This window comes from Edaphobacter sp. HDX4, from assembly GCF_036877565.1.
Classification (GTDB): domain Bacteria; phylum Acidobacteriota; class Terriglobia; order Terriglobales; family Acidobacteriaceae; genus Edaphobacter.
Genome location: NZ_JAEDXW010000002.1, coordinates 186,856 through 211,536, shown reverse-complemented (window position 1 = coordinate 211,536; position 24,681 = coordinate 186,856). Strand labels below are relative to the sequence as shown.

Here is a 24,681-nt window from a genome sequence, read left to right as displayed (position 1 = left end):
GTTGGCGCACGGCAGGAGATGCACAGATGGATGCACTGACGCTCCACCGGATCCACTTCGCGTTCACCATCACCTACCATTACCTCTTCCCGCAGCTGACCATGGGGCTTGCGCTCTTGATCTTCGTCATGAAGACGATCGCATTGCGAACCCATGATCCGGATCGACGCGAACGTTACGATGTAGCCGCAAGATTCTGGGCGCGCATCTTCGCGGTCAACTTCGTCCTCGGTGTCGTTACCGGAATTCCGATGGAGTTTCAGTTCGGAACCAACTGGTCGGAGTTTGCGCGGCGCACGGGAGGAGTTATCGGCCAGCCCCTGGCGATGGAAGGCGTCTTCTCCTTCTTCCTTGAATCGGCTTTTCTCGGCCTCTTGTTGTTCGGTGAGAAACGAATCTCGCGCACCATCCACTGGTTCGCCGCTTTCATGGTCTTTCTCGGCTCCTGGATCTCGGGCTTCTTCATCATCGTCACCGACGCATGGATGCAGCACCCGGTCGCCTATCAGCGCCTTCCCAGCGGAATCTACGAGGTGACAAGCTTCTGGGGGCTTCTCATGAATCCCTGGGCATGGCTCCAGTACGCGCACAACATGTCCGGCGCGGTCATCACGGCGGCATTTGTAGTCGCATCGACTGGCGCGCTCTACATGCTGCAGGAGAAACATCTGGAGTTCGGACGCGTCTTCCTGAAAGTGGGCGTCGTCGCTGGCGTAATCTCGTGCATCACGCAGATCTTTCCGACCGGCGACCTGCATGGCAAATACATGGCGAGACATCAACCCGCGGCGGTAGCCGGCATGGAAGGTCTCTTCCATTCAATGCCCGGAGCGCCCATCGTCCTGATGGGTCAGCCCGATGTCGAACGCCAGACCATCGACAATCCGCTGGCAGTCAATAAAGTTCTCAGCTTCCTGATCTATGGAACGACCGCGGCTGAGGTGAAGGGGTTGGATCAGTTTCCAAAGGATCAGTGGCCGTCTGCCTTGCCGCTGCTGTTCTACAGCTATCACATCATGGCAGGTCTGGGGACCTACTTCGCCGGCCTCATGGCCATTGCGGCGTTCCTTCTGTGGCGCGGCAAACTCTACACAGCACGCTGGATCCTCTGGCCCATCATGCTCAGCTTCCCGTTGCCTTACATTGCTAATACCGCGGGATGGATAACGGCAGAGCTCGGTCGGCAACCATGGCTTGTGTATGGATTGATGCGGACCTCCGAGGGTTATTCGAAACATGTTGGACCTGGCACCAGCCTGTTTACGCTGCTTGGATTCCTCGGCATGTACTCGCTGTTATCGATCCTCTGGATCGTCATGGTGTATACGGCCATTCAGAAGGGTCCCCGGGCACCTGTTATCGACGAAGGGCACGACGCACACACATTGACGACTGCATAAGGAGAGTCGAATGGGAACGGTCTGGTTCTGGATTGTAGCGGCAATGCTGACCCTTTATGTCGTCCTCGACGGCTTCGATCTTGGTGTTGGCATCGTCTATCTGCTGGTCGCGCGTACCGAGCAGGACAGGCGCAAGGCGATGCATGCAATCGGTCCCGTCTGGGACGGTAACGAGGTGTGGCTGATCGCTGGAGGAGGAACGCTCTTTTTCGCCTTTCCCTTGCTCTACGCCTCTTCGTTCAGCGGCTTCTATCTTCCGCTGACGATCGTTCTCTGGCTCCTGATGGTCCGCGGCCTCAGCATCGAGCTGCGCGCACATACGCACGACAGCGTCTACAAGACCTTCTTCGACGCAACATTCTTTCTATCGAGCTTCGCGCTGGCAGTCTTCTTCGGCGCGGCCCTCGCCAATGTCGTCCGTGGCGTTCCTATCGGAGCAGACGACTACTTCTTCCTTCCGCTCTGGACCAACTGGAGAACCGGACCCAATCCTGGCATTCTTGACTGGTACACCGTGATCGGAGGAGTGCTGGCGGCCTTGGCTCTTGCCCTTCACGGCCTTCTCTATCTCGCCCTCAAGACCAAGGGAGAGCTCAATCTCCGTTCGACTGCATGGGCAAAGAAGTTGCTGCCCATCGTCGCTGTCATCACCCTGGCAAGCGTTCCCGCTACCGTGATCGCGCGGCCTGACTCTCTTACCCATTATCAGCAGCATGGAATCGCGTGGCTTGCGCCGACGATGGTGGTTGCAGGCATGGTCACCACTGCAATCTCGCTGGCGCGTGGATGGGAGTGGAGAGCCTTCCTTGGATCGTCTACGTACCTGGCTTCGATGTTGGTTGGAGCAGCAGCGGGGCTTTATCCGGTCGTCCTGCCGAGTGTAGGAACCGCAGGACAGAGCATTACGATCGACCGAGCCCTCGCAGGTCCGCATGCTGTGCGGGTCGGACTCATCTGGTGGATATTTGGCATCCTGTTAGCTCTGACCTACACCGTCACGGTTTACTGGCTCTTTCGTGGCAAGATCCCGGAGCATGCGGAAGGTTATGGCCACTAGATCTACTTACCAGGCGTTATGGAAGCCATCTTTTTCCGTCAGGTGAATCTCGGTCCGGAACAGGTCGCTCAGCGAGCGCGCAGTCAGCAGCTCTGATTTTGCGCCGTCGGCGATGATCCGCCCGTCCTTCATCATCAGGATGCGGTCGATCTCGGGAATGATATCGGAGACGTGATGTGTGATCAGCAGGATTCCGGTTCCCTGCTGCGCGAGCCTCCGTAGAAGGTTTCGCAGGTCCTGCTGGGCCGCGATATCGAGTGCGTTCGATGGCTCATCGAGCAGCAGCATCTGCGAGGAGGCAACCAGCGCGCGGCCGATCATGATGCGCCGCTGCTGTCCTGCGGACATGTGGCCGACGAGCTTGTCGCGGAGTGGTTCGGCGTCGATCAGAGCAAGGACTTCATCGGTGCGGGCTCGCATTTCTTCGGTGACCGTGAGATTCGGCCAGAGCGTGGAGCTTGAGAAGAAGCCGGTCAGAATGGCGTCGCGGCCGGTTGTCGTCAGCGTCTGCCTGCCGGGAAGCTCGGTCGAGACGACGCCGAGGCGCTTCTTCAGTTCCGTAAGGTCCCAGCGACTGCGACCAAAGATTTTTACTTCAGTCTCGGGCTCAACGATCGGGTAGCACTCGCAGGTGATGGTCTTGATCAGGGTCGACTTTCCGCAGCCGTTCGGGCCGAGGATCGCGATGTGCTCGCCCGCGTTTACCGACAGGTTGACATCATGGAGGACGAGGTTTTCACCGCGGGCAACATTCACATGGGAGAGCTGCAGGAAGGGCTCAGTGGTTCGCAGGACCATTCTTCAAAGATAACCTTTGTGACTGCGAGGCGTTGCGAGCATCGAATAGCAAGGAGGCAGCATGCAGTTCAACACCTCAAAGACGGACGAGAAGATCGCTTATGCCCTTTTGCGGGCAGTTGCCGGAACCAACCTGCTGATGCATGGTGTCAGCCGTTTGCTGGCTGGGCCGCAGGGATTCGCCGATCATTTAACCCAACAGTTTGCGCACTCTCCTCTGCCCGAAGCGATGATCCGCGGATTCGGCAATGTTCTGCCTCCCGTGGAGGGCCTGGTTGGATTGCTGCTCCTGATCGGGCTGAAGACGCGGTGGACTCTCATCGCGGCCTCGCTGCTGATGCTGATCCTCACGTTTGGATCGTCCCTGGTGCAGGATTGGGCGGCCGCCGGAACGCAGCTGACGTATGCGCTTGTCTTCTCGATCCTGCTATTCCTGCGACAGTACAACTCCTGGTCGCTCGACGGATGCATGAACAAGGCCTGATGAAGGGGGCTTATAGCCCCTTCAAGACCGACCCGATCACTCCACCGATTACGCCTGACTCTGTGTTCTGTTCCACGCGGTCGACCTTCATGTAGTCCTGAAGCTGGTGAGCGAGGCGCTGAATGGGCAAAGTTTGCAGCCATACGCGTCCGGGTCCGGTGAGCGCGGCGAGGAAGATGCCGTCCCCGCCGAAGATGAGGTTGCGGATGCCGGGTACCCTCTGGATCTGGAAGGAGACGTTGGAGTGAAATGCCCCCACATGACCGGGGTGCACCCTCAGAGTCTCGCCGGGAGCAAGATCTTTTACGATGACCTCGCCTGAGAGCTCGAGCCAGGCAATTCCCTGTCCGGAGACCTTCTGGAGCAGGAAGCCGTCGCCGCCAAAGATTCCGGCGCCGAGGGACTGCTGGAAGCCAACGCCAAGAACGATTCCGGCGGTGGCGCAGAGGAATCCGTGGCGATGGACCATGTACTCGTGTCCCTGGGCGACCTCAACCGGAACGATATGGCCGGGGACACGCGTGGCGAAGGCCACGGTTCCGGGCGCACCGTACGCGCGATACTCGGTCATGAAGAGGGTTCCCCCGCCGGCGACCCGCTTGATGACGCCGAGGAAACCGCCGCCCCCTGCGTGCTGGGTGTGAGTGGTCATCTGGATGGACTGGCTCATCCAGGAGAGCTCACCGGCCTCAGAGATAACTGCATCATTATGATCGAGGGCGAACTCGACAACCGGCATGGTGGTGCCGACGATTTGGTGTTGCATAGTCATCTTCTCCCGTGTCCGGGTGGATACCCACCCCGTACAAAATTGCGCAAAATCTTGGAAACATTGCACTTAGGTCCGGACCTCTTGTGAGCCCTTTTAACGGAAGAAGCCCGGCAGAGCTCGCCGGGCTAAAACCTTTCCCTAGATCAAGGCTACCAGACGTGTCAATGAAACCTGTGGAAATCATTGTTTCAAAGCGGTAGAGATGATGGATGCTTTGTGCTGTTTCCCATCCTCATCCAGGAGGTACATCGATCCTTTTTCGACGGCGAACTTCATCGGTTTGCCGAGAGTGACATTGGCAGGTTTCGACCAGGGGAACAGGAGGTGCTCGCTGGCACTGTAGACGGTATCTCCGCTCTGGATGGTATAGACCTGATAGTTCTCGTAGTTGTCGGTCTTGGTGGTGGTGCTGTTCTGAGAGTAGTCGGTGCGGTTCCCTCGATCTTTTGCGGAGCCGTCGCTATTGCTGGTACTAGTGCTTCCCTCACGGATCCTCTGCCGCTCCATGGCGGTAACGGTTCCTGTTTGCCAGTTCCGATCGGCAGCAACAGCAGCGAGCGTGCCGAGAAGACAGAGAGCGAGAGCGACTGATCGTAGCCTCATCGTAACCTCACTTACCAACGCGCCTGCATCGCCCGGAGATCATTCAGGAGATGCTGAACATATACAGGGAGTGCCCGGGACGATTCTAACCTGTTTTCCGGTGTCCGCAATCGCTACGCACCCCTCTCCACCGCGGCGAGAATGTGCGTCTCAGGTAGAGAGGCCCAGATGCAGCTTGCGGACGTCCGAGAGCGGTTCGGGAAAGAGATGGCACACAGTGCTGGTCTAACAGAAGACAGCGCTGTCGCAAGGGTGTTTGCGACGACCCGGCGCGAGGACTTTCTTGGTCCTCCTCCGTGGCTGATCTTCGATGGAGATCGTGAAGCTCTGCTGGTGAGTGATCCTGTCCGGCTCTACCAGGACGTGCTGGTCCAGATCAAAGCAGAATCCGCTATCAACAATGGGCAGCCCAGCCTTCACGCCCTCTGCCTGGCAGCACTGCGGATCACCGCCGGCGAGTTGGTCGTGCATGTGGGGGCCGGGACCGGATACTACACGGCAATGCTGGCCCAGCTAACGGGAAGCACGGGTTGCGTAGAGGCATACGAGATAGAGGATGATCTGGCTGAACGCGCGGCGGCTAACCTGAGAGCTCTGCCGTGGGTCTCGATACACTCACAGTCGGGAAGCACCGGATCGCTTCCGCAGTGCGACGTTCTGTACGTGAATGCGGCTGCCACGGATATCCCGGATGTATGGCTGGATGCACTTCGCATGGAGGGCCGCCTGCTCTTCCCCTTGACACCCGATGAGGGATACGGCGGGATGTTGCTGGTGACCCAGCATCACGAAGGCTACGCAGCGCGCTTTCTGTGCGGGGCCCGGTTCGTTGGATGTGCGGGCGCCCGGGATGAGACGATGGCGAAGGCGCTGGCCAGTTGCTTCAACAAAGGGAATGCAAAGTCTGTCAGATCGCTGCGGCGAGGAGACACACCGGATGAGAGTGCATGGTGCGCCGGCAGGAGATGGTGGCTTTCGACTCGCGAGCTTTGAGCGCACTGCTTGACGCGGTGTATTCCGGATTCTGGCTGAAAGAAGTCGACGATATGCCTGGAAGACGATTTTCAGGGATAATCACTCTGCACGAAAAAGGAGCAATGGATGATCTCCAGAAGACAGTTTATTGGCCGCGCGTCTGCGGCAGCAGCTTATACGGCCCTTCAGACCACACTTTCGTATGCCGCTCCGTTGAATCTCCCCGTGGGGATTCAGCTCTACTCGGTTCGGGAGCAGCTTGCGAAGGACTATGACAAGACGCTTGCCGAGGTTGCGGCTGCGGGATACACCGAGGTAGAGGCCGCAGGCTTTTATGGGAAGAGCCCGGCAGACGTGAAGCAGTCGATGCAGAAGGCGAAGCTGCGGTGCGTGAGCTCGCACCATCCTTTCGGCGATCTTCGCAAGAAGTTCGATGAGATTCTAGCCTTCAACAAAGAGCTGGGAGTGCAGTACATCATCTGCTCGAGCCCGGGGCCCAAGGATGCGACTCCGGGAGCGAATGGCAAGCAGAAGCCGATGACCATCGAGGACTGGCGCTGGATTTCAGGGCAGTTCAACGAGCTTGGCGCAAAGACCAAGGCCCAGGGGATCACCTTTGGGTATCACAACCACATTCACGAGTTCGAGCACCTGGACGGCGGAGTTCCGTACATGGAGCTGCTGAAGCTGACAGATCCGGCAAAGGTGACGCTGGAGCTGGACTGCGGCTGGGCGACGGTTGCGGGAGTGAAGCCGGTTGACCTGATGCGGGAGCATCCTCACAGGTTCTCGATGCTGCACGTTAAGGACTTCAAGCTGGGTTCCGGCGGACCCGAGAGTGCAAAGGTGACGGAGCTGGGAATGGGCGATATCGACTATCGGCCAATCTTCGCGGAAGCAGCAAAGACGCAGAACCTGAAGCACATCTTCGTGGAGCAGGAGGCGTTTGACATGCCTTACATGCAGTCGCTGAAGATCGATGCAGACTACATCAAGAAGCTGCAGGGGTAGGCGGGGTGAAACGCAGATCCTTCGACTGCGGGGTTCGCCAAGTGGCGAACCCCTTCGCTCAGGATGACACTTTTGTGCGGGATGAGCTTTTCGGCGGATCACACTTTTGTGAGAATGAAACTTCGGGGAGGATCGCACTTTCGTGAAGATGACACCGGCTGAGGCATATGGGATTTGTCCCATGAAGCAATTTAGGACGGCTTACCCGGGTTTGGTGGACTAGGCGACGTCGCGCCAGTCGAGGATGACTTTGCCGGAGTTTCCGGAGCGCATGGCGTCGAATCCCTGCTCGTAGTCTCGCCAGTTGAGGCGGTGGGTGATGACGCCGGAGATGTCGAGTCCGCTCTGGAGCATGACAGTCATCTTGTACCAGGTCTCGTACATCTCGCGGCCGTAGATGCCGCGGATGGTGAGCTGGTTGAAGACGACCTGGTTCCAGTCGATGGAGATGTCTTCGGAGGGGATTCCGAGCATGGCGATCCTGGCGCCGTGGCTCATATTGCGGAGCATCTCGCGGAAGGCCGCCGGGTTGCCGGACATCTCGAGGCCGACGTCGAAGCCTTCATGCATGTGGAGCTGCTTCTGAATCTCGGTGAGCGGGGTGGCGCGGGGATCGACGGCGAGGGTCACGCCAACCTTTGTGGCCAGATCGCGGCGGTACTGGTTGGGGTCGGAGATGACGACGTAGCGGGCTCCGGCGTGGCGGGCGACGGCGGCGGCCATGATGCCGATGGGACCGGCTCCGGTGACGAGGACGTCTTCACCGAGAACGAGAAAGGCCAGCGCAGTGTGGACGGCGTTGCCGAGGGGATCGAAGATGGCGGCGATCTCGTGGCTGATTCCGGGGGAGTGCTGCCAGATGTTCGACATTGGCAGGACGATGTATTCGGCGAAGGCGCCGTCGCGATTGACGCCTACTCCCTGGGTATGAGCGCAGAGGTGTCGGCGGCCGGCGAGGCAGTTGCGGCAGCGTCCGCAGACGACGTGGCCCTCGCCGCTGACGAGCTGGCCGACCGAGAGGTCGGTGACGTTGGAGCCGAACTCGACGACCTCACCGACGAACTCATGACCGATGACGAGCCCCGGGCGGATGGTGGAGCTGGCCCATGCGTCCCAGTCGTAGATGTGGAGATCGGTGCCGCAGATTCCGGTGTAGAGGACGCGGATTTTGACGTCGTTGATGCCGATCCCGGGTTCGGGAACGTCTTCGAGCCAGAGGCCGCGTTCGCTGCGGCTTTTCACAAGTGCCTTCACGAGGTAAGTTGCCTTTCCTGGCTGCGCACATCGATGGACGCACAAGCAGCCGATTGCTGCGCCACGCCCATTCTACCCGTGGGAGCTATAGCAATGATTCGAAGTGATATAGAACATTTGACTTAGATGCGGTTCAGCAGTGGGGGTATAGGATGGTCGCAAAGAGAGAGCAAGACCGGCTAGAAGTACCAAAGATGCAGCCAAAGGGCTAGGATTGACGCAGGTCCCTGGGCGAAGAGGAGAACAGAAGAATGGGCATGCGCTGGAGCCGCAGAGAGTTTGTGCAATGGATGGGATATTCGTCGTTGGCTTCGGCGGGGATGAGCTCTCCTCTGCTGGCTGCAACGAAGGGCGGAAGCCGCGCGAAGTTCGCCTATGTCAGTGCGAAAGAAGGCGCGGATGAAGGCATCCACGCCTATGTGATCGGCGCACGCGGCTGGAAGAAGCTGCAGACGGTGAAGAGCGAGCGGCCGGTCTCGGTGACGCTTTCTCCAGATCGCAGGTTTCTGTATGCAGTCAATGAGGTGGCTTCGCACAAGGGCCTGCCTGTGGGGACGGTCGAGGCGTTCGCAGTGGAGCAGGATGGAAGACTGCGGCTGCTGAACCGCAGAGCGCTGGCGCTCTCTGCGACGGATCCCAGACATGCCGCGGTGACTCCTGATGGCGGCAGCCTGGTCATAGCTGTTCGAGGAGGCGGTGCGTATAACGTGCTGCCCATCGCAGAGGACGGCAGCCTGGGAAGTGTTTCGGGAATTGTGAAGGAGATTGGCGTCGTCCATGCCAACGCTGGCCAGGGTGCGGAGCCGCACATGGTTGCGTTCGACAAGGCGGGACGCGTCGTGAGCGTCGATGCAGGCACGAACCGGCTGAATGTGTTCGCCGTAATGGAAGGTCGGATCGAGGCGCAGGAACGACTGGCTCTTGCTGGAGGATCGCGACCGACACAGGTGAGCCTGCACCCGGCTGGAGATGCCGTGTACGTGATGCATGAGGATGGAATCTCGTGCCATCGCTATGACGCTGATAGCGGGCGGATCTCGGGCGAACGGCAGCAACTCTCGATGTCCGGAACCGTGGAGGGACCAGGGACGATGACGGTACATCCTTCAGGCAGGTTCCTGTATGCGTCCCAACGCGGAGGCGGAATCGCTGGATGGAATGTGGCCAGCAGTACCGCCCGGCCGCTCGGGTTGCAGGCAGCGGAGATGGGCGAGCTGAACGCGATTGAAGTTGCTCTGGATGGAGTTGGCCTGTTGGGAGTGAGCCGCAGCAAGGGCACCATCCAGAGTGCGGAGATCAATCCGTCGACCGGAAGGGTGCAGGCGGGCCGGGTTGTTGCACGTGTGGATTCGCCAAGCAGCCTGACTGTGCTCTACAGTTAGCCTTGCCATTTCAAAAAGTGGGGAGACGAAACGATGGTAAAGATGTCGAGGCGCAGGTTCCTCCAGGGATCTTCCGCAGCGGCTCTCGGAGCACATCCGTGGGCTTTATTAGCACAGCGTGGAGGAAAGATGCCTTTATTTGTGGGGACCCAGACGGGCAAAGGCAGCAAAGGAATCTATGCATACGACTTCAACGCAGCGGATGGCGAACTGACCCAGACCGGGATTGCGGCTGAGGCGGATAATCCCACGTTTCTGGCGTTGTCTCCTGACCAGAGGATGCTGTTTGCAGCCAACGAGCTGGATGAGTATGAGGGCAAAAAGAGTGGCGCGGTCTCGAGCTTTATGGTCGATCGCAAGACGATGAAGCTGGCGAAGGTGAATGAGGTCTCAGCCGGTGGCCCGGGAACCTGCCACGTCAGCGTGGATCACACGGGACGATGCGTATTTGCCGCGAACTACGGTGGTGGAAGTGCCGCGTCCTTCACGGTCGACAAAACGGGTCACCTGAGCGACGCTGTTTCGTTCTTTCAGTACAGCGGACATGGCCCCAAGCCGCAGCAGGCTGGACCGAGGGGACACCGCGTTACAGTGTCGCCCGACAATAAATTTCTGTTCGTGAACGATCTGGGGCTGGATGAGATTCACGTATATCACCTGGATGCATCGACCGCGAAGCTGACGCCGCAGGATCCTCCGGCGTGGAAGGCGGAGCCGGGGTCGGGACCACGTGCGCTGCGGTTTCATCCCAATGGACGATGGGCCTACTGCGCGAATGAGGTGGGATCGTCGGTGAATGTGCTGGACTGGGATGCGAAGAAGGGTGTGTTCACTACGGCACAGTTGATCTCGACGGTGCCGGAGGGTCATACCGGGCCGTCGGCTCCCTCGGAGATCATCATCGATAAAGCGGGGCACTTTGTTTATGTCGCAAACAGACTGGACGACTTTATGGTGTCCTTCTCGATTTCGCCGACCGATGGGAAGCTGACCCTGATGGAGAGGACGTCCTGTGGTGGCAAGACGCCGCGGCATATTGCGCTGGATCCTACGGAGCGGTGGCTCCTGGTGGCGAACCAGGCGACCGACAACCTCGCGGTCTTCCCGCGGGATGTGAAGACCGGCAAACTTTCGAACGAAGGTAAGAGCTTCCCGCTCTCGCGCCCGCAGTGCATCGTGTTCCTGTAGAGTCGTCGCCTGATAAAGGGGAAACAGAAGAGCCCAGCCTAAGCTGGGCTCTTCTGTTGCTGCCGGGACAGCGATTAGTGACGGTTGTTATCGGCGGGCTCCGCCGGGCGCGGGCCGTGCGCGAAGCTCGTCCAGCGGTAGGCCTGATCGGCGTGCGGGCTGGGGGGAGCGCCATACTTGTCGGCTTCCATTCCGTTGAGGTCATAGACGATCTTTCCGTCCTTCAGGGTGATCTCGTCCGTGAGCTTCTTCGTCCCGTCGACGCGAACGTTGTCCATATCGGTGAAGCCGAAGTGACCTTGCTCGAGGCGGAGAACGGCGATGTCAGCGACCGAGCCGACGGAGAGATTACCCAGCTCTTCACGCTTGATCTCATGTGCCGGATGCGAGGTCATCTCAGCGATAGCCTGCTGAAGCGAGAGACCGATCGCCATCATCTTGCTGGCAACATTCAGCTCGTCCTTGGTGGCTCCGTTCATGCTGCCGATGTGGAGGTCCGTAGAGATCGAGTCAGGGATAAATCCGTCCTTGATCATGGGAACGGCGAGGGAGAAGCGGAAGCTGCCGCCGCCCGTGCCTGTATCGAAGAAGACGCCGCGCTTACGGCCCTCTATAAATGCCTTGCTTGGTCCCTTGGTGACGGGGTCCTGCTCGTTACGCAGACCGGAGTACATGTGGGTGTAGATGTCACCGGGACGCAGCTTCTTGGTGAGCAGGTCATAGAGCGGGCGGCTTTCGGGGTGGTTCTCGCCAAAGTCGACCATGACGGGGATATTGGCCTTGGTTCCTGCGATCACGGCCTGCTCGACCGGAGTCCACTCGGGACCAGCGTAGTGGGCGGTCTTGATGCCGACAACGATCTTCGGATACTTGAGGGCCATCGCCGCGGTGGCTGCACCGTCCATGTCCGCCTGATTGTTCTCATACTTGGGGCCGCGCATGCCGGCGCCAACGATGTTGAGCAGGACAAGTATGCGGGTCTTCTGCCGGTCGATGATCCGGGTCTTGTATTCCTCGAAGTTGCGCCAGCCCGCGCAACCGGCATCCACCACCGTGGTGACGCCCGTGCGGAAGGTAAAGCCATCAGGACGGATGCTGTTGTCGCCAGCGTAGGATCCGCGCTCGCCGGGAACCTCGAAACCATGGAAGTGAATATCGATGAGACCAGGGGTCACATAGAGGCCCTTCACGTCGATAGTCTTCAGAGCATCAGACCCTGCGATGTGAGGAGCGACCTTTGCGATCTTTCCATCCTTGATGGCGACGTCCATCACCGAATCGATATGGTTCTTGTCATCGATGACATGACCATTCTGGAGAACCAAATCGTAGGCAAGGTTAGGAGCCTGAGCGAAGGCATGTACAGAAGCAGCGGCGAGTGAGGCCACAGCGCAACAGGAAGCGATGGATCGCGTCAAGCGATAGAGCGGACGTTTCATGAATCTCCTAAATTTCCAGGCAGGAATGATCGGCTTGATGGGACCTTCTCGACAGATACAAAGAAGGTCCCAATTATGCCGTATGGCGATACGTTTCGGGAAGAGGTCAGGCCTTCTTCGCTGCGCTGAAGATCTCGACGAGCCGGTCGGCGACATACTTATCTTCGCCTTCCTTGAGCTGCCAGACCGTAAAGCCGAATACCGTCGGATCCTGCTGACGGCGGTGACGCTCCGGCGGATGAGCCGGGGCATCCGGGTTGCGTCCGCGCATGCCAGCAGCGTCGGCGTTGAGGCTGCCTATGCCAACGGGCTTGGTCTCGGCGAGCTGGTGCATGACCTCCTGAGAGGTGATGTTCACCTTGGTGGGATCGATCTTCCAGCTGTAGTGTGGGGTGACATTGCCCAGCGCCTTGGGGTCGAACTCTCGCGGAAGCGGTGTCACTCCAAACTTTGCGATTGCCTTCGAGATCACATTGGCGCGTTCATCGTAGCCTCTGAGGACCGCGTCATAGTCCTGATCGACAAACATTTCGATGGCCTTGAGAGCGGCGAAGATCTCCTCTTTACCGACCTTGCTGGAGCGACCGATGCGGTCTTCCTGCGGACTCATATTCATCTGAGCCCAGCGGATCAACTTCTCCTTACCGAAGAGAAATCCGGTTGCCTGCGGACCGCAGATGTCCTTGCCGCCCGAGAAGGCGACAAAGTCCCAACCCTGCGCGGGGTACTCCCACAGGCGCTCCTTGGGGGGAACATCGGCAGACGCGTCGTTGAAGGTGTAGATGTTCGCCTTCCTGGCGATCTCAATCATCTCGGGGCCGCTCACCTGACCGCGATCTGACTGGATATTGATGTAATGCATCGCCAGCGTCTTGTCATTGATGGCATTGATCATCTGGTCTTTCGTTTCGACCTCAATGAGCTTAACGCCGGTCTGACGAACCTGGTGGTCGAAGTTGTTGCGATGAGCCTTCTGAATGATGACCTCGGTCTTGGGGAAACCCGTCAGATCAGGAACCGCCTTCATGCGCGGCTCAAGATCTTCGGTCAGCATGCCGGCATAAGCAACAACAGTTCCCGCCGCCACACCCCCAGTGACGAGACCTGTATATCCGGGAGGCAGCTTGCAGAGCTTCTCAAGAAACCGGCCGGCTGCGACTTCGAGCTCGTTAATCATCACGAAGTGCTCGTTGCCCTGGCGCATCAGCTCCATCACTTCAGGCTTCATGACGGTGCCGCCAATGACGGTGACCGTGCCGACGATGTTGACCAGCGGCGTCACGCCAAGCTCTTTGTAGACATCTCCCGTCGAGCCCAGACCGCTCTTGATCGGAACGATCGCGTGGCCGTCTACACCGGGTTTTTCATCCTTGTTCTTCTTTTCCGCGACCGACGCACGCGGCGCAATCAAACTTCCCGTTGCAGCACCAAGTATCGATAAGAAAGAACGGCGATTCCAACCGGACTTCAAATTCATTTATAGCTCCTGTCCTTTTGTTAACTAGTTCGACGAAGTAGAAGGCGGATTGACAACCAGGGCGCTGCCGACGAGTTCGACGAGAGAGTCTCCGGGGATCCAATCCACCGCCATAAACGCCCGCGAGGGAGCTTTACCGGGGCTGAAATAGGTTCCGTAGATCTTGTTCAGTGCCTTGTAGTGGTCCAGGTAGGCGTCGAAGCGAGCTTTTCCGACTGGAGCCGTAACACCCTCAGCCGATGGTAGGCAGATGAAGACCTGCATGTTGAGAATGTCATCCATCGAGGATCCAGCATGTTCCAGCGACTTCTTGAGCGCGTCCATCGAGCGGGTGACATGCTTCTCAAAGGGATCTGTCACCAGAACATGGTCCTCTTTGGGGTAACCGTCGTTGGAGCCGGTGCCGGAGAAGTAGTAGATGCCGTTGTGGACATGGTTGCCGTGCGGGCGCCGCTCGGGAGCAGGAGGCGCTGCGCTGGGAGCCTGCTGAGCTAACAGGCTGGGACCACCGGTGACGACGGCTGCGAGGGCCGCGAGCTTTCCAAAAAAAGTACGGCGGGAGTTGACTTCCATTGCCTTTTCTCCTTTTTCTTAGGTCCTGGTTCTTTGATAACGAATTCTGACTTCGTTACTTATTCTGAATAGCTTACGGCCCGAAAAGCGCCGACGATGAACTACCTGCCGAGCCTGGCAGCATTTAGCAGCCGAAGATCATACGAGCGTGCAGGTGGTATGCCGACTACACCGCGATTAAACAAGATTGATTAATGTGTGTCGAATGATAGGTTTTCTTCGATTCGATTGACTACAGGCAAATGACTTATTTCTAGTCTAGGCCGTATGACCTATCTTGCAAAAGACCGCTCCTCCACATCAGATTCAGTTACAAGAGGAAGTTCCGGGTGAACCGTCATCCAGCAGATAGCTCCAACAATCGCAAGGAAAGAGGCGATCGCGAAGGAGGTTGTCCATCCATAGCGCTGAGCCACCCAGGGAGTCAGCGAAGCGGTCACGGCGCCGCCGATCTGACCGCCGGTATTGACCAGGCTGGAGAAGACTCCCGAGCTTCCACCGGCGATATCGACAGAGACAGACCAGAAGGAGCTTTGAGAGAGATAGAGAGCTCCGGCTCCGCCTGCGAGGATGAAACCTGCCAGCTGAGGACTATGTACCTGTGAACCGAGGACGAGGAAGATCGCAGTGAGGACAAGAGCGACGGATGCAAGGCCACAACGTCCAACCCTAAGACCGTACTTCGCTGTCAGACGGTCGCTCAGCATTCCTCCCAGCAGGCAGAAGAAGGTCATGGAGAGGAATGGAAGCATTGCATATCGCGCACTCGACTTGAGATCGAAGCCCCGCACCTGGGCCATGTAGAGGAAGAACCAGCTGAAGAAGATCCATGCGACGTAACCGAAGCTGAAATACCCGATCATCAGCGCGGGAAGATCGCGGCGATGGAAGATGGCACGCCATGAGATTTTGGTGCCTGAGTTCTTGGTGTCCGAGGTTGGCGGAATGGGAGCCGTTCCAAGGGAGAGGCCGTCGCGAATCTCGATAAGTTCTCCGGCTGACATGGAGGGATATTCTTCCGGCGTATCTCGCGAGAACTGCCACCAGACTGCACCAACGATAAAGCCCACGATAGCGCTGAACCAGAATGCCGCTCGCCAGCCGTGATGGGTAATGAGCCAGGTGAGCATGGGCGGGGTGAGACCGCTTCCAGCACCGACCCCGGCGAAGATGAGGCCATTGATGAAACCCCGCTCCTGCACAGGAACCCATCGTGCGACAAATTGATTGGCCGCGGGATAGATGACGGATTCGCCGGCGCCCAGGACGAAGCGAATGCCGATGAGAAGGACGACGGCGTAAGGAATCTTCGTCGGTAGCAGTGCGGTGAGCACCGTTGCCACGCCCCACGACATAACGCCCAGCGTCAGGACGCGCCGCGGTCCAAAACGAGCTGCCAGCCAACCGGCAGGAAGCTGGAAGCCTGCATAGCCGATCAGAAACGCACTGAAGATCCAGCCAAGGCGCTGATTGCCCAAACCGTATTCATTGCTGATCTGGAGACCAGCGATCGAGATATTTGTTCGATCAAGAAAAGCGACTCCGCTTAATACGAACAACCAAAATGCTAAGAAATATCGAACTCTTATCCAACGTTCTAACATCATTCACTCCAACGGCGTTCATCGTGGCGCCGCATACTGTTTCCTTGCAATCAAAATCTAAGGTGTTGCTCGGGCCAATACCTTCTGGAAATCGGGCCGCCTTTCAGTCTGTCAGCGCACTCCTCTATGCGCATTCGGAATCTACTGATAGGCAGGCTCTGGTCGCTGGTTTCCCGAAACGTCGCCGGGAGCCATTGAGTTGATCTCGGCTATGGAGATATGTTCCTCAAAATGAGGCATCAGGGAACGATCGTGGCTGGCAAAGATGAGGGTGGCCCGGGCGTGACCGCATAGCTCAAGAAGCAGCTGCAAAAACCGCTGACGCGGAAGACCGTCGTGTGCCGAAACAGGCTCATCCGCAATAATCAGAGGGGGCTTCCCGATAATGGCACGCGCTAGAGCCACCCGCTGCTGCTGCCCTGTGTCCAATCCACTGACACTCGAGTCGAGTTCTCGATGCAGATCGAGCTTCTCGGCCAACTGCAAGACCTCGCGATCCAGACTCGTCGCAGAGATTCCTTTTTGCCGCCTGGAATGAACCCGACAAGGAAGCTCGATGTTCTCCTTCACCGTGAGGTAGGGAATGAGATTGAAACGCTGGAAGATGCAGCCCATCTCAGATCCACGGTGGTGATCTCTATCGCAGAGGGAGAGGTGGGTCAGCTCTCGTCCGAGCACCTCGCACGTCCCTCGCTGCGGCCGGAGGATGCCGGCGATCAGACCGAGAAGAGTCGTCTTCCCGCTTCCGGCAACTCCGTGAATAAAGATCTTCTTTCCTCGTTGGATGTTGAGCCGGTTCACCTGAAGGATGGGAGAGCGCACATCATATCCAAACGAAACATCTTGTAGGGCGACGGCGAAGGACATCTATAGCGCTCCATGAAGCTTCACGTTTTCAGGCGTGAGCGTATAGAAGATGTCGCACGAATTCGCAGAGGGATTGAACGTTTTTCTCATCTTCGACTTCCAACCAGCCAGATCGCGCAGCGCTTCGCTACCCTTCACACAAGACAGCGCACGGCGAGAGAGAGCGATCTTCGAAGTTCATCCTCTTATCTCGCGACGTTTGCTATGCGCAGAAAAATCGATTGACTTGGATTATTTTCGAATAAAAAAACCCAAGCGTCATCGGCCCTGTGGTTCAGGATCAAAGTAGGCCAAATTGCCTAGGAAACTAGGCCCGGACTGCGCTCCAACGGGCATCTCCGTACTCGCCCATGTTGACCGTTCCGGACATATTTCCCCCGCTTACCGTGCCTTTGAAGTTGTAATGGAGGGGATTTCCGCCGACCGGCATGATGCTGTGCAGTTCGATCTGATCTCCGTGGACTTCCCCTTTTAAGCTGGAATTGTAGATCTCGCCGTGATGCTCGCCGGTCAGCTCAGTTCCCTTCTGATCAAGAACGAACTTCTGCTCTCCTGTGCCACGAAGGTAATCGATCGTGACCGCCCATGATCCCTGGACCGATGCAGGACTACCTGCAGGAACCGACGGATCGGGATGCGAGCCGGGATTCGTCAGCGCCTCATGAAGGGCATCGGCGATGATCTTGTCCTGACCGGCTTCCATCATGTAAGACGTGACTCCGATCGAACTCTCCATGATGTCCGGACGGCGCCCCTGTGCTCCCAGCAGGGCGATGCGAGGCGTCCCGGCATCGAGACGGGCCGCCACCTCTGTTCCCGTTATTCCAACCTTCGCAGCATCCCAGTGGATTCTAAGAGTGGCGCAACGGTTTGAGAGATCTTCCTGTGCCGGGATCACATCTGCGGTCACATTCGGAATGCCTTTGAGCCGATCCGCAATGTGCTGCATCCAGGCGAGCCACTGTGCCTGTTCGGCCGCGTGATCACGCTTGTACCACTGGCGCACCGCGGCGAGCAGGCCCATAGCTTCTTCCTTGCTGCACTTCAGAGCGCGACCGTAGCAATGGTGCGGCGCAGCCTGATAGTAGGCTGCCTTGCAGAGTTCCTTATTTCCGATCATCATGCCGGAGGACTGGGGTCCACGCATGCACTTGCCACCGGAGTAGCCGACGAGCGAGGCTCCAGCAGCGAGGTGAATATTCGGTTTGATCGGCTCTTCTGCAGCGGCGTCGACAAAGACGGGAACATTCTTTTCCTTCGCGATTCCGCAGAGGACGCTGATACTCATCGGGCCGGAGGTCGACAGGGGTCCGGAGAGTATGTAAACCATAGCGGTACGATCAGACAGCTTGGAGCGGAATTCTTCAGGCGAGTCGACTTCGATGACCTCTACGCCGCTCATGCGAACACCGATGTCATAGGGGTTGCGCGAGTGGTTGGGAATGATGACCTGATCTTTCTTCTTGACGTACGGCAACGCCTGACATTTTTCTATGTCTGTTCCCGCAATGCAGGCAACAGTGGCAAGACAGATAGCCGCCGCGCATCCGGTCGTCGTGATTCCCCACTCCGCACCTGTAAGTTCAGCGAGCTGCGCTCCGATGCCGTTCATCATCTCGTCGAGCTGAACAAAGAAGAAGGAAGCATCGTACATAGCCTGCTTCACCTCCGGCAGCGAACAGGAGCCACTGATGATGGTGTACGTGCCACGACCATTAATCATGGGACGTACACCGATCCGGGTAAACAGGTTGTCATGCAGGTCGCCATCATGGACGAGAGTAGCCCTGGAGGCCGTCTTATCGGCCATTCCCGCTGCACTTGCGGCGACCGGAGATATAGCGGTAGCAGCTCCAAGGGCCGAGACGATTCCAGACTGCCTAAGTATCTCTCGACGAGACCATTTACCGTTGCGAAGCGATGACATCGTTCGACCCTCCTTATGCTGTTTCTGAGTAGAGACTTCTAAGCTTAGGCCTTTTTAAGCGCCGCACGGATCTGGTGACCGACGATCTCAGGCTCTCCGGGCAAGAGCATCCATGTACCGACGACGAGTGCATTGGGGCAGGCAGGCATTCCGTTGCCGGCGCGCTGACTGCCAGTGGCGGGATTCAGCTCGATAGAAGGATCGAGAGCACGAAGCTTCGCCTGAACCTCTTTCGGCGTAATTCCGACGACGGCCGGGTCGTAGGTGAGGATGAGATGCGGGACATGGTTCGCGACCTCTGGCGTGAAGATGGTCGCCTTCAGCGTCGGAACATCTTTCACGATCTTGCTGATCACATCAGCACGTCGCGTGAACTCCTTCTCCATGGACTCGTCCGACTGCTCAAGCAGCCAGTCCACAGCGGCAACCATACCTACGATCTGCTCTTTCGCCACCTTCATGCCGCGGCCTACACCTTCGTAAGGATTGTTGTTCAGGTGTGCCAGATCGATGAGGTTCTTCTTGCCAAGCAGCAGGCCAGCATTCTGCGGACCACGGATTCCCTTGCCTCCCGAGAAGCAGACAAGATCAAATCCCATGCCGGTGTACTTCCAGAGATTCGAGATTGGGGGCATGTCAGCTGCCGCGTCGATGTGGCATGGGACATTGTGCTGGTGGGCCACTTCAAGCCACTGTTCATGACCGATCTCGCCCTTCTCAGCAGCATTGAAGAAGTTGGTCATGACGGTCTTCTCGTTGAAGGCGCGCTTATAGTCTTCGAGCGTCTCTACTTCTACGATCTTGGCTCCGCAGAGGAAGATGGCGTGGTCATACCCGTAGCGATGCGCCTTCTGAACGATGACTTCGTTCTTCATGGAAGCAACATCCTGCGGGATATCATCGGGCTTGCAATTGTTCGCAGAGGTTATACAGGCCGCCGTCGCAAGGGTAAGGGCTGACGAAGCGCCGCAGGAGACGAGTGCACCCTCGCAGCGCAGCTTTTGGGCCAGGTATTCTCCTGCACGGAGCTGGAGTTCGTGAAGATGGACCGGATGCTTCGCAGCCTCTTCAACAGCGCGAATGACCTGCGGGGGCATAACGGCAGCGGTGTACATCGTGTATGTGCCTGCCGCGTTGATCATCTTTTTGACGCCGAGCTTGGCGTAATAGTCCGTGGCTGTCCCAGCTTCGCTTGGCGCCGCAAACGCCTCCGTTGAGGAGGCAACCAGTGGAGCTACACCGACCATAGCCACCATCGATTGTGACCATTGCAGAAAACTGCGGCGCGTTACAGCGCCGGAAACCGGTTCACTAGCCATCGAAAAACCTTCCTTTTCGGTTAACAGCCACAGAGGATTGTCTGGATGATGATGTGTATGCAATGACCATCTAAACCTGAGACACACAGATTTGTCATGCGCAGAGAGACAAAGGAGAAGCTACGACAGATGCCAGGGACATAAGGAAGTCTTGTTGTGCATGAATCTTATGTGTATTCACGATGAAGAGATACGGTCAAATGGTGCGCATGGGAGATAGGACAGATTGCCTACGCTATGGGAAGGAGAGCGGCACATCGACGACCCGAGATCGTCATTCTGATCGATAGATGTGCCACCTGCAGCCTGTTTTCCAGTTCCGTAGGAATGATTAGATCCTGCCGAACTGCTTGACGGCCTCAACAATGGAGTGGAATTTTTCGATGTAGGGATACATGGAGTGCTCACTGTTATCGAGCTTCTGCGCGAGCACCAGGATCTCCGCTGCGTGCTCCCGGGGTACGACGACCACACCGTCCTGATCGGCGACGATGATATCTTTTGGATTGACCTTGACTCCGTCACACTCGATCGGGATATTGGCGCCACCAAAACGATAGTGACCGACGGAAGTTGACGGAACCGGACCGAGGGCGTAGACCGGAAAACCGATCTTCTTCAGCTGGGGGAGGTCCCGAACGCCTCCGTCCACCACTGCGCCTGCGAATCCGCGAGCGAACATGGCAGTCCCCATGAGGCCACCCATACCGGCGATATCCGCGCCATCATCGATCTTCATCACATAGACGGAGCCGGGGCCTCCGGAGTCGATCGCACTCAGCATTCCCGAGAGTGCATTCGAATCGTGATTCTCCTCTTTCACCAGTCTGACCGTAAGTGCTGTGCCGGCAAACTTGGTTGGGAAGATGGACTGCATATGGTGAGACATGTAGGACTTGTGGTGAAGCGCCTGCTCGATCGCGTCAGAGACGGAAGCCGCTTCCACGTGGCGGTAGGCCTCAAGCATGCCTGCCGGGTCTGCTGCGTAATCAGCCGCGGTTTTGGGCGCATCGGCACGCACGATATGGGTGATGGTCAAAGCCGTGGCGCACACGACGGCGACCGTTGCGACCGTTCGCAGCCGGAGAAACCAAGAAGAGGTTACAGAACTCATTTTTACTCCTGAAGTTAGAGGCAATGCTACTTGATGTAAGACGAAAAAAGCCGCCGGATCGAGATCCGGCGGCTTGAAGCATTGAGAAGTTAGAAGTTGATCTTGCCAGCGATCTGCAGGACGCGAGGATCGGTCTGCGTGCTGGTGATATTGCCGAAGCTTGCGGTGCCGAGCTGTGGCGTGCCCCCGAAGTTCGGGTTGTTTGGATTCGCGTGGTTGAAGAGATTGAACGCTTCAGCACGCAGCTGGAATGTCAGCCGTTCGTAAATTGGGAAGTTCTTGAACATCGAGAAGTTCACCAACTCGCGACCGGGGCCGTGCTGGTCGTTGCGATGGACGTTGCCATAGGTGAATTGAGCGGGTATTGCATAGGCCGAGGAATCAATGCAGTTTGCCGATGTACCGTTGCGAACTACGAATCCCGCGGTGCAGGTGTTCGTCGCGGTCTTCACGAAGTTAGGGCGCTGGGTTCCGCTGGTTCCGGTGTTGGCGATGTCCGAAGCCAGGCCGACGTTGAATGGCATGCCGGTCTGCAGGGTCAGAATCATGTTTGCCTGCCATCCACCAGCCACAGTGCGGACCGCATAGCTGTGACCGGAGAACTCAGGAAGCTGATAAAGAACCGTAGCAACGAATCGGTGACGGATGTCCCAGTTCGAATTGCCGTAGTCTGCGTGGGTGTCGTACGGGTTCATCAGATAGCCACCACCGTTGGAGTCGTTGGAGGTGTCCATGTTATGCGCCCAAGTGTAGGAGAGATTCATGCTAAGACCATGATTCATGCGCTGGCGCAAAATAGCGGTCAGGCCGTTGTAGGTGGAGTACCCGCCGTTCTCGATCTCACGAATTGCACCGAAGTTCTGGTTAGGACGACGGGCGTTGACGTTTCCGGCACCAGGCAGCGGCTGGTTGGGCTGCGCAGAGAAGTCCAGATGGACAGACTTGGAACCGAGATATTGCAGTTCGAATGCCGCATCTCTCCAGAGTTCCACACCGGTATCCACGTTCCACTGATACATACGAGGAGTGGGGAGCCTGTAATCGTCCGTGAAAACGGAAGTGTAGCACTTCGGAGTTCCCGGGACGCAAGCTACCGGCGGGGTAAGGCCACCACTAGGGTTCCCAAAGGTATTTGTTGAGAAATACTGATCTGCGCTGTACATCGTCGTGTTGGCCAGCGGATAGTTTCCGCTTGCAAGAGTAAAGGCATTCAGATGGTTCGGGTTGTAGTAGATACCGCCACCACCGCGGACCACGATCTTATCCGTGGCACGATAGGCAAATCCAAGACGGGGAGCCCACAGGTTGTTGTTCGGCCCGGTGAACTGGAAACCGGGTGTAGGGGTAAAGGTAGCGCCATTGGTGGCGTTGGTGGCCGGAATGAGAGCCGTAAAGTCGCGGTTCAGGATTCGCGCATTGCCATTAAGGGAGTAAGGAATTGTCGGCTGTTCGTAGCGGACGCCATAGAGCAGCGTGAGCTTCTGATTTACCTGCCAGTTGTCCTGGACGAAGTAACCATTGCGCCAGCTTCCAACAGAACCCTTTACCTGGAAGGTGGGCGTCTGGACCGCCGAGGAGATCCCAACGACCATATCGGCCAGAGCATTTCCCGCGGCAGCATTACCGCAGGGCTGATTTGGCTTCTTCGGGTCAAAAACGCACTGTGTTGTGTAGATGCCGCTGAAGTTGAACTTGCCACGAGGATCGTTCTGAGCGGCGCGGCCGATGGTCATGCGACGAATGTCGGCGCCTGCCATGATGCTGTGCTTACCCTTGGTCCAAGTGATCTGGTCATAACCGTGGACGGTGCGGTCATCCTGCTTCCAGTTGGTGCCGGAGGAACCCAGACCAGCATAACCCGCCGGAGTGATGGTGGGAATACCGGGATTCGAGTTGTCGACGTCCGCTGTAAACCCAGGAATTCCAAGCTGAGAACCAGCGTCATTCTGGCCGTTCTGCGCGAATCCATTGTTGACGTCGCTGGTGAGCGTATTGAAGCCCAGACGGAAGTCATTAATGAAGGTAGGCGTAATGATGTGGGTATAGCCGATGACACCGTTGCGGTCCGTCGTCGGCGAATAGATGTTGGATGTGGGAACAGCATTGCCCTGAATGAATGTGAGCTTCTGCCAGAGGAAGCGACCGAAGAGGCGAACGTTCTGACCGATGTTGTGGTCGACGCGATCGAGGGTCTGATTCTGGACAAGCTCAAGAGGAACATAACCACTGAAGTTGCTGCCTACGCCTGCCTGGGTTGGCAACGGGTAGTACTGCAAGAGCTTTGCTGCAACCGGGGAGACTGGAAGCTGGTTGTTGGCGTAAGGGACAGTACGGTTTGCAGGATTATAGAGCTGGAATGGAATCTCGGAAAAATCACCAGACCGCATCTTGACAGTGGGGACCGTAACAATGCTGAGCTGCTGCTGATACTGACGTAGACCTTCGTATGACCCCATAAAGAAAGTCTTATCGCGACCATTGTAAAGATGCGGAATTACCACAGGGCCGCCGATAACACCACCGAATTGATTAAAGCGCATCTTCGCGACCTTGTCGGTGGACTTTGCAAGCCAGGGCTTGGCATTCAGATAGTCGTTTTGAATGTAGTCGTAAGCGGTTCCGTGAATGGTGTTGGTACCCGACTTCGTATCCGAGTTGATGTGAATACCCATGTAAGCGCCGTACTGAGCGGTGTAGTTACCGCTCTGGATCTGCACGGCCGAGATGGCGTCCGGATTTGGGGTTACGGGCGAGGACGAGATCAGAGAATTCATGATCGTGATACCGTCCAGCGTCAGCGAGTTTGTCACTTCGCGGGTACCGGCGCCGATGTAGTTCGCTCCGGGGGGAACACCGGTGAACGAAGTCTTCGGTCCTTGGATCACATTTGAAGCCGTTGTTGCAAGGTCCATCACACGACGGGTATTCATCGGAAGATTGGTAACCTGATGAGTGCTGATGGTGTCGCCAATCAGGGCATCGTCGGTCGACAGCGCGGGTGTCGCAGCTGACACCGTGATCTCTGTGGAGTCGGAGCCGACTGTCATCGAGACATCGGTACGTGCCGCCATGTTGAGCTGAACGACCACGCCGGAGCTTGTGACCTTCTGGAAGCCGGACTTCTCGACCGTGATGTTGTATGTGCCCGTTGCTACGAACGGAATCGAATAATACCCCTGACCGTTGGTATCACCGGAATAGGAGACTTTCGTATCTTGGTTGACGCCCGTAACGTGAGCGCCGGCGATCACCCCACCTGTCGCGTCTGTCACCGTGCCGACGAGCGAGGTATTATTTGCGACCTGGGCCATAAGGGCCAATGGAGCGGCCAATAGAGCTAAACAACAGAATAATGCTCTTTTCACAATAGACTCCTATTATCCGAATAGCAGCTGTTCGTTGCGATGAACGAGCAGTCAACGAAGAACCGGTACCGC

Annotated in this window: 20 protein-coding genes; 7 read left to right on the top strand and 13 right to left on the bottom strand. The window is 57.4% G+C overall.

Going from position 1 to position 24,681, the window contains the following annotated elements; genetic code table 11:
- Positions 1-26 precede the first annotated feature (26 nt).
- Complete coding sequence (locus JAO29_RS03320) at positions 27-1,400, top strand: cytochrome ubiquinol oxidase subunit I (RefSeq protein ID WP_334266758.1); 1,374 nt, start codon at positions 27-29, stop codon at positions 1,398-1,400.
- 10 nt (positions 1,401-1,410) lie between these two features.
- Positions 1,411-2,457 carry a cytochrome d ubiquinol oxidase subunit II gene (gene cydB / locus JAO29_RS03315; protein ID WP_334266757.1) on the top strand — a complete coding sequence of 349 codons (1,047 nt, stop codon included), beginning with the start codon at positions 1,411-1,413 and terminating at the stop codon, positions 2,455-2,457.
- Positions 2,458-2,463: 6 nt separating this feature from the next.
- Here cydB and JAO29_RS03310 read toward each other — a convergent pair whose 3' ends face one another.
- Positions 2,464-3,255, bottom strand: a complete 792-nt coding sequence (locus JAO29_RS03310; RefSeq protein ID WP_334266756.1) for an ABC transporter ATP-binding protein — start codon at positions 3,253-3,255, stop codon at positions 2,464-2,466.
- A 61-nt stretch (positions 3,256-3,316) separates the two neighbouring features.
- On the opposite strand from JAO29_RS03310, the gene JAO29_RS03305 reads away from it, so the two are divergent.
- On the top strand, positions 3,317-3,739 hold the full coding sequence (locus tag JAO29_RS03305; protein WP_334266755.1) for a MauE/DoxX family redox-associated membrane protein: 423 nt from the start codon (positions 3,317-3,319) through the stop codon (positions 3,737-3,739).
- Between the two features lie 10 nt (positions 3,740-3,749).
- Here the strand turns inward: JAO29_RS03305 and JAO29_RS03300 are convergent, their stop codons facing one another.
- Positions 3,750-4,505, bottom strand: coding sequence for an AIM24 family protein (locus JAO29_RS03300; RefSeq protein ID WP_334266754.1), 756 nt, complete (start codon positions 4,503-4,505; stop codon positions 3,750-3,752).
- A 186-nt stretch (positions 4,506-4,691) separates the two neighbouring features.
- Positions 4,692-5,114: a hypothetical protein gene (locus tag JAO29_RS03295; protein WP_334266753.1), complete on the bottom strand. Its 423-nt coding sequence runs from the start codon at positions 5,112-5,114 to the stop codon at positions 4,692-4,694.
- Between the two features lie 168 nt (positions 5,115-5,282).
- Here JAO29_RS03295 and JAO29_RS03290 point away from each other — a divergent pair, with 168 nt between their 5' ends.
- Together JAO29_RS03290 and JAO29_RS03285 are read left to right on the top strand one after the other, a co-directional pair.
- Positions 5,283-6,107 carry a protein-L-isoaspartate O-methyltransferase family protein gene (locus JAO29_RS03290; protein WP_334266752.1) on the top strand — a complete coding sequence of 275 codons (825 nt, stop codon included), beginning with the start codon at positions 5,283-5,285 and terminating at the stop codon, positions 6,105-6,107.
- A gap of 108 nt (positions 6,108-6,215) precedes the next feature.
- Positions 6,216-7,100 (top strand): sugar phosphate isomerase/epimerase family protein, encoded by an 885-nt coding sequence (locus JAO29_RS03285; protein ID WP_334266751.1) that lies wholly within the window; start codon positions 6,216-6,218, stop codon positions 7,098-7,100.
- Positions 7,101-7,319: 219 nt separating this feature from the next.
- Here JAO29_RS03285 and tdh read toward each other — a convergent pair whose 3' ends face one another.
- On the bottom strand, positions 7,320-8,342 hold the full coding sequence (gene tdh, locus JAO29_RS03280) for an L-threonine 3-dehydrogenase (protein WP_442886299.1): 1,023 nt from the start codon (positions 8,340-8,342) through the stop codon (positions 7,320-7,322).
- Positions 8,343-8,605: 263 nt separating this feature from the next.
- Here tdh and JAO29_RS03275 point away from each other — a divergent pair, with 263 nt between their 5' ends.
- Positions 8,606-9,736, top strand: coding sequence for a lactonase family protein (locus tag JAO29_RS03275; protein WP_334266749.1), 1,131 nt, complete (start codon positions 8,606-8,608; stop codon positions 9,734-9,736).
- Positions 9,737-9,865: 129 nt separating this feature from the next.
- Positions 9,866-10,924 carry a lactonase family protein gene (locus JAO29_RS03270; RefSeq protein ID WP_334266748.1) on the top strand — a complete coding sequence of 353 codons (1,059 nt, stop codon included), beginning with the start codon at positions 9,866-9,868 and terminating at the stop codon, positions 10,922-10,924.
- A 74-nt stretch (positions 10,925-10,998) separates the two neighbouring features.
- Here JAO29_RS03270 and JAO29_RS03265 read toward each other — a convergent pair whose 3' ends face one another.
- The 9 genes from JAO29_RS03265 to JAO29_RS03225 all read right to left on the bottom strand — a co-directional run bounded on the left by JAO29_RS03265 (position 10,999) and on the right by JAO29_RS03225 (position 24,609).
- A complete protein-coding gene (locus tag JAO29_RS03265; protein ID WP_334266747.1) occupies positions 10,999-12,363 on the bottom strand; it encodes an amidohydrolase/deacetylase family metallohydrolase in 1,365 nt (454 codons plus the stop codon).
- 106 nt (positions 12,364-12,469) lie between these two features.
- Positions 12,470-13,840: an aminotransferase class V-fold PLP-dependent enzyme gene (locus JAO29_RS03260; protein ID WP_334266746.1), complete on the bottom strand. Its 1,371-nt coding sequence runs from the start codon at positions 13,838-13,840 to the stop codon at positions 12,470-12,472.
- Positions 13,841-13,864: 24 nt separating this feature from the next.
- Positions 13,865-14,413, bottom strand: a complete 549-nt coding sequence (locus JAO29_RS03255) for a RidA family protein (RefSeq protein ID WP_334266745.1) — start codon at positions 14,411-14,413, stop codon at positions 13,865-13,867.
- Positions 14,414-14,685: 272 nt separating this feature from the next.
- The gene (locus JAO29_RS03250) at positions 14,686-16,020 is read right to left on the bottom strand and encodes an MFS transporter (RefSeq protein ID WP_442886298.1); all 1,335 of its coding nucleotides are present in this window, start codon (positions 16,018-16,020) and stop codon (positions 14,686-14,688) included.
- 138 nt (positions 16,021-16,158) lie between these two features.
- Positions 16,159-16,884, bottom strand: a complete 726-nt coding sequence (locus JAO29_RS03245; RefSeq protein WP_334266743.1) for an ATP-binding cassette domain-containing protein — start codon at positions 16,882-16,884, stop codon at positions 16,159-16,161.
- Positions 16,885-17,191: 307 nt separating this feature from the next.
- Positions 17,192-18,811 carry a Cys/Met metabolism pyridoxal-phosphate-dependent protein gene (locus JAO29_RS03240; RefSeq protein ID WP_334266742.1) on the bottom strand — a complete coding sequence of 540 codons (1,620 nt, stop codon included), beginning with the start codon at positions 18,809-18,811 and terminating at the stop codon, positions 17,192-17,194.
- 44 nt (positions 18,812-18,855) lie between these two features.
- A complete protein-coding gene (locus JAO29_RS03235; RefSeq protein ID WP_334266741.1) occupies positions 18,856-20,130 on the bottom strand; it encodes a selenocysteine synthase in 1,275 nt (424 codons plus the stop codon).
- Between the two features lie 331 nt (positions 20,131-20,461).
- Complete coding sequence (locus JAO29_RS03230) at positions 20,462-21,244, bottom strand: RraA family protein (protein ID WP_334266740.1); 783 nt, start codon at positions 21,242-21,244, stop codon at positions 20,462-20,464.
- A gap of 89 nt (positions 21,245-21,333) precedes the next feature.
- Positions 21,334-24,609: a TonB-dependent receptor gene (locus JAO29_RS03225; RefSeq protein WP_334266739.1), complete on the bottom strand. Its 3,276-nt coding sequence runs from the start codon at positions 24,607-24,609 to the stop codon at positions 21,334-21,336.
- Positions 24,610-24,681: the final 72 nt, after the last annotated feature.

Coding starts and splice junctions, on each gene's coding strand:
- JAO29_RS03230 (WP_334266740.1), bottom strand. CDS start 21,244: ATGAGTTCTGTAACCTCTTCTTGGTTTCTCCGGCTGCGAACGGTCGCA.
- JAO29_RS03295 (WP_334266753.1), bottom strand. CDS start 5,114: ATGAGGCTACGATCAGTCGCTCTCGCTCTCTGTCTTCTCGGCACGCTC.
- JAO29_RS03305 (WP_334266755.1), top strand. CDS start 3,317: ATGCAGTTCAACACCTCAAAGACGGACGAGAAGATCGCTTATGCCCTT.
- JAO29_RS03290 (WP_334266752.1), top strand. CDS start 5,283: ATGCAGCTTGCGGACGTCCGAGAGCGGTTCGGGAAAGAGATGGCACAC.
- JAO29_RS03300 (WP_334266754.1), bottom strand. CDS start 4,505: ATGCAACACCAAATCGTCGGCACCACCATGCCGGTTGTCGAGTTCGCC.
- JAO29_RS03265 (WP_334266747.1), bottom strand. CDS start 12,363: ATGAAACGTCCGCTCTATCGCTTGACGCGATCCATCGCTTCCTGTTGC.
- JAO29_RS03240 (WP_334266742.1), bottom strand. CDS start 18,811: ATGTCATCGCTTCGCAACGGTAAATGGTCTCGTCGAGAGATACTTAGG.
- JAO29_RS03320 (WP_334266758.1), top strand. CDS start 27: ATGGATGCACTGACGCTCCACCGGATCCACTTCGCGTTCACCATCACC.
- JAO29_RS03310 (WP_334266756.1), bottom strand. CDS start 3,255: ATGGTCCTGCGAACCACTGAGCCCTTCCTGCAGCTCTCCCATGTGAAT.
- JAO29_RS03245 (WP_334266743.1), bottom strand. CDS start 16,884: ATGTCCTTCGCCGTCGCCCTACAAGATGTTTCGTTTGGATATGATGTG.
- JAO29_RS03285 (WP_334266751.1), top strand. CDS start 6,216: ATGATCTCCAGAAGACAGTTTATTGGCCGCGCGTCTGCGGCAGCAGCT.
- JAO29_RS03250 (WP_442886298.1), bottom strand. CDS start 16,020: ATGATGTTAGAACGTTGGATAAGAGTTCGATATTTCTTAGCATTTTGG.
- JAO29_RS03275 (WP_334266749.1), top strand. CDS start 8,606: ATGGGCATGCGCTGGAGCCGCAGAGAGTTTGTGCAATGGATGGGATAT.
- JAO29_RS03235 (WP_334266741.1), bottom strand. CDS start 20,130: ATGGCTAGTGAACCGGTTTCCGGCGCTGTAACGCGCCGCAGTTTTCTG.
- cydB (WP_334266757.1), top strand. CDS start 1,411: ATGGGAACGGTCTGGTTCTGGATTGTAGCGGCAATGCTGACCCTTTAT.
- JAO29_RS03255 (WP_334266745.1), bottom strand. CDS start 14,413: ATGGAAGTCAACTCCCGCCGTACTTTTTTTGGAAAGCTCGCGGCCCTC.
- JAO29_RS03260 (WP_334266746.1), bottom strand. CDS start 13,840: ATGAATTTGAAGTCCGGTTGGAATCGCCGTTCTTTCTTATCGATACTT.
- JAO29_RS03270 (WP_334266748.1), top strand. CDS start 9,866: ATGCCTTTATTTGTGGGGACCCAGACGGGCAAAGGCAGCAAAGGAATC.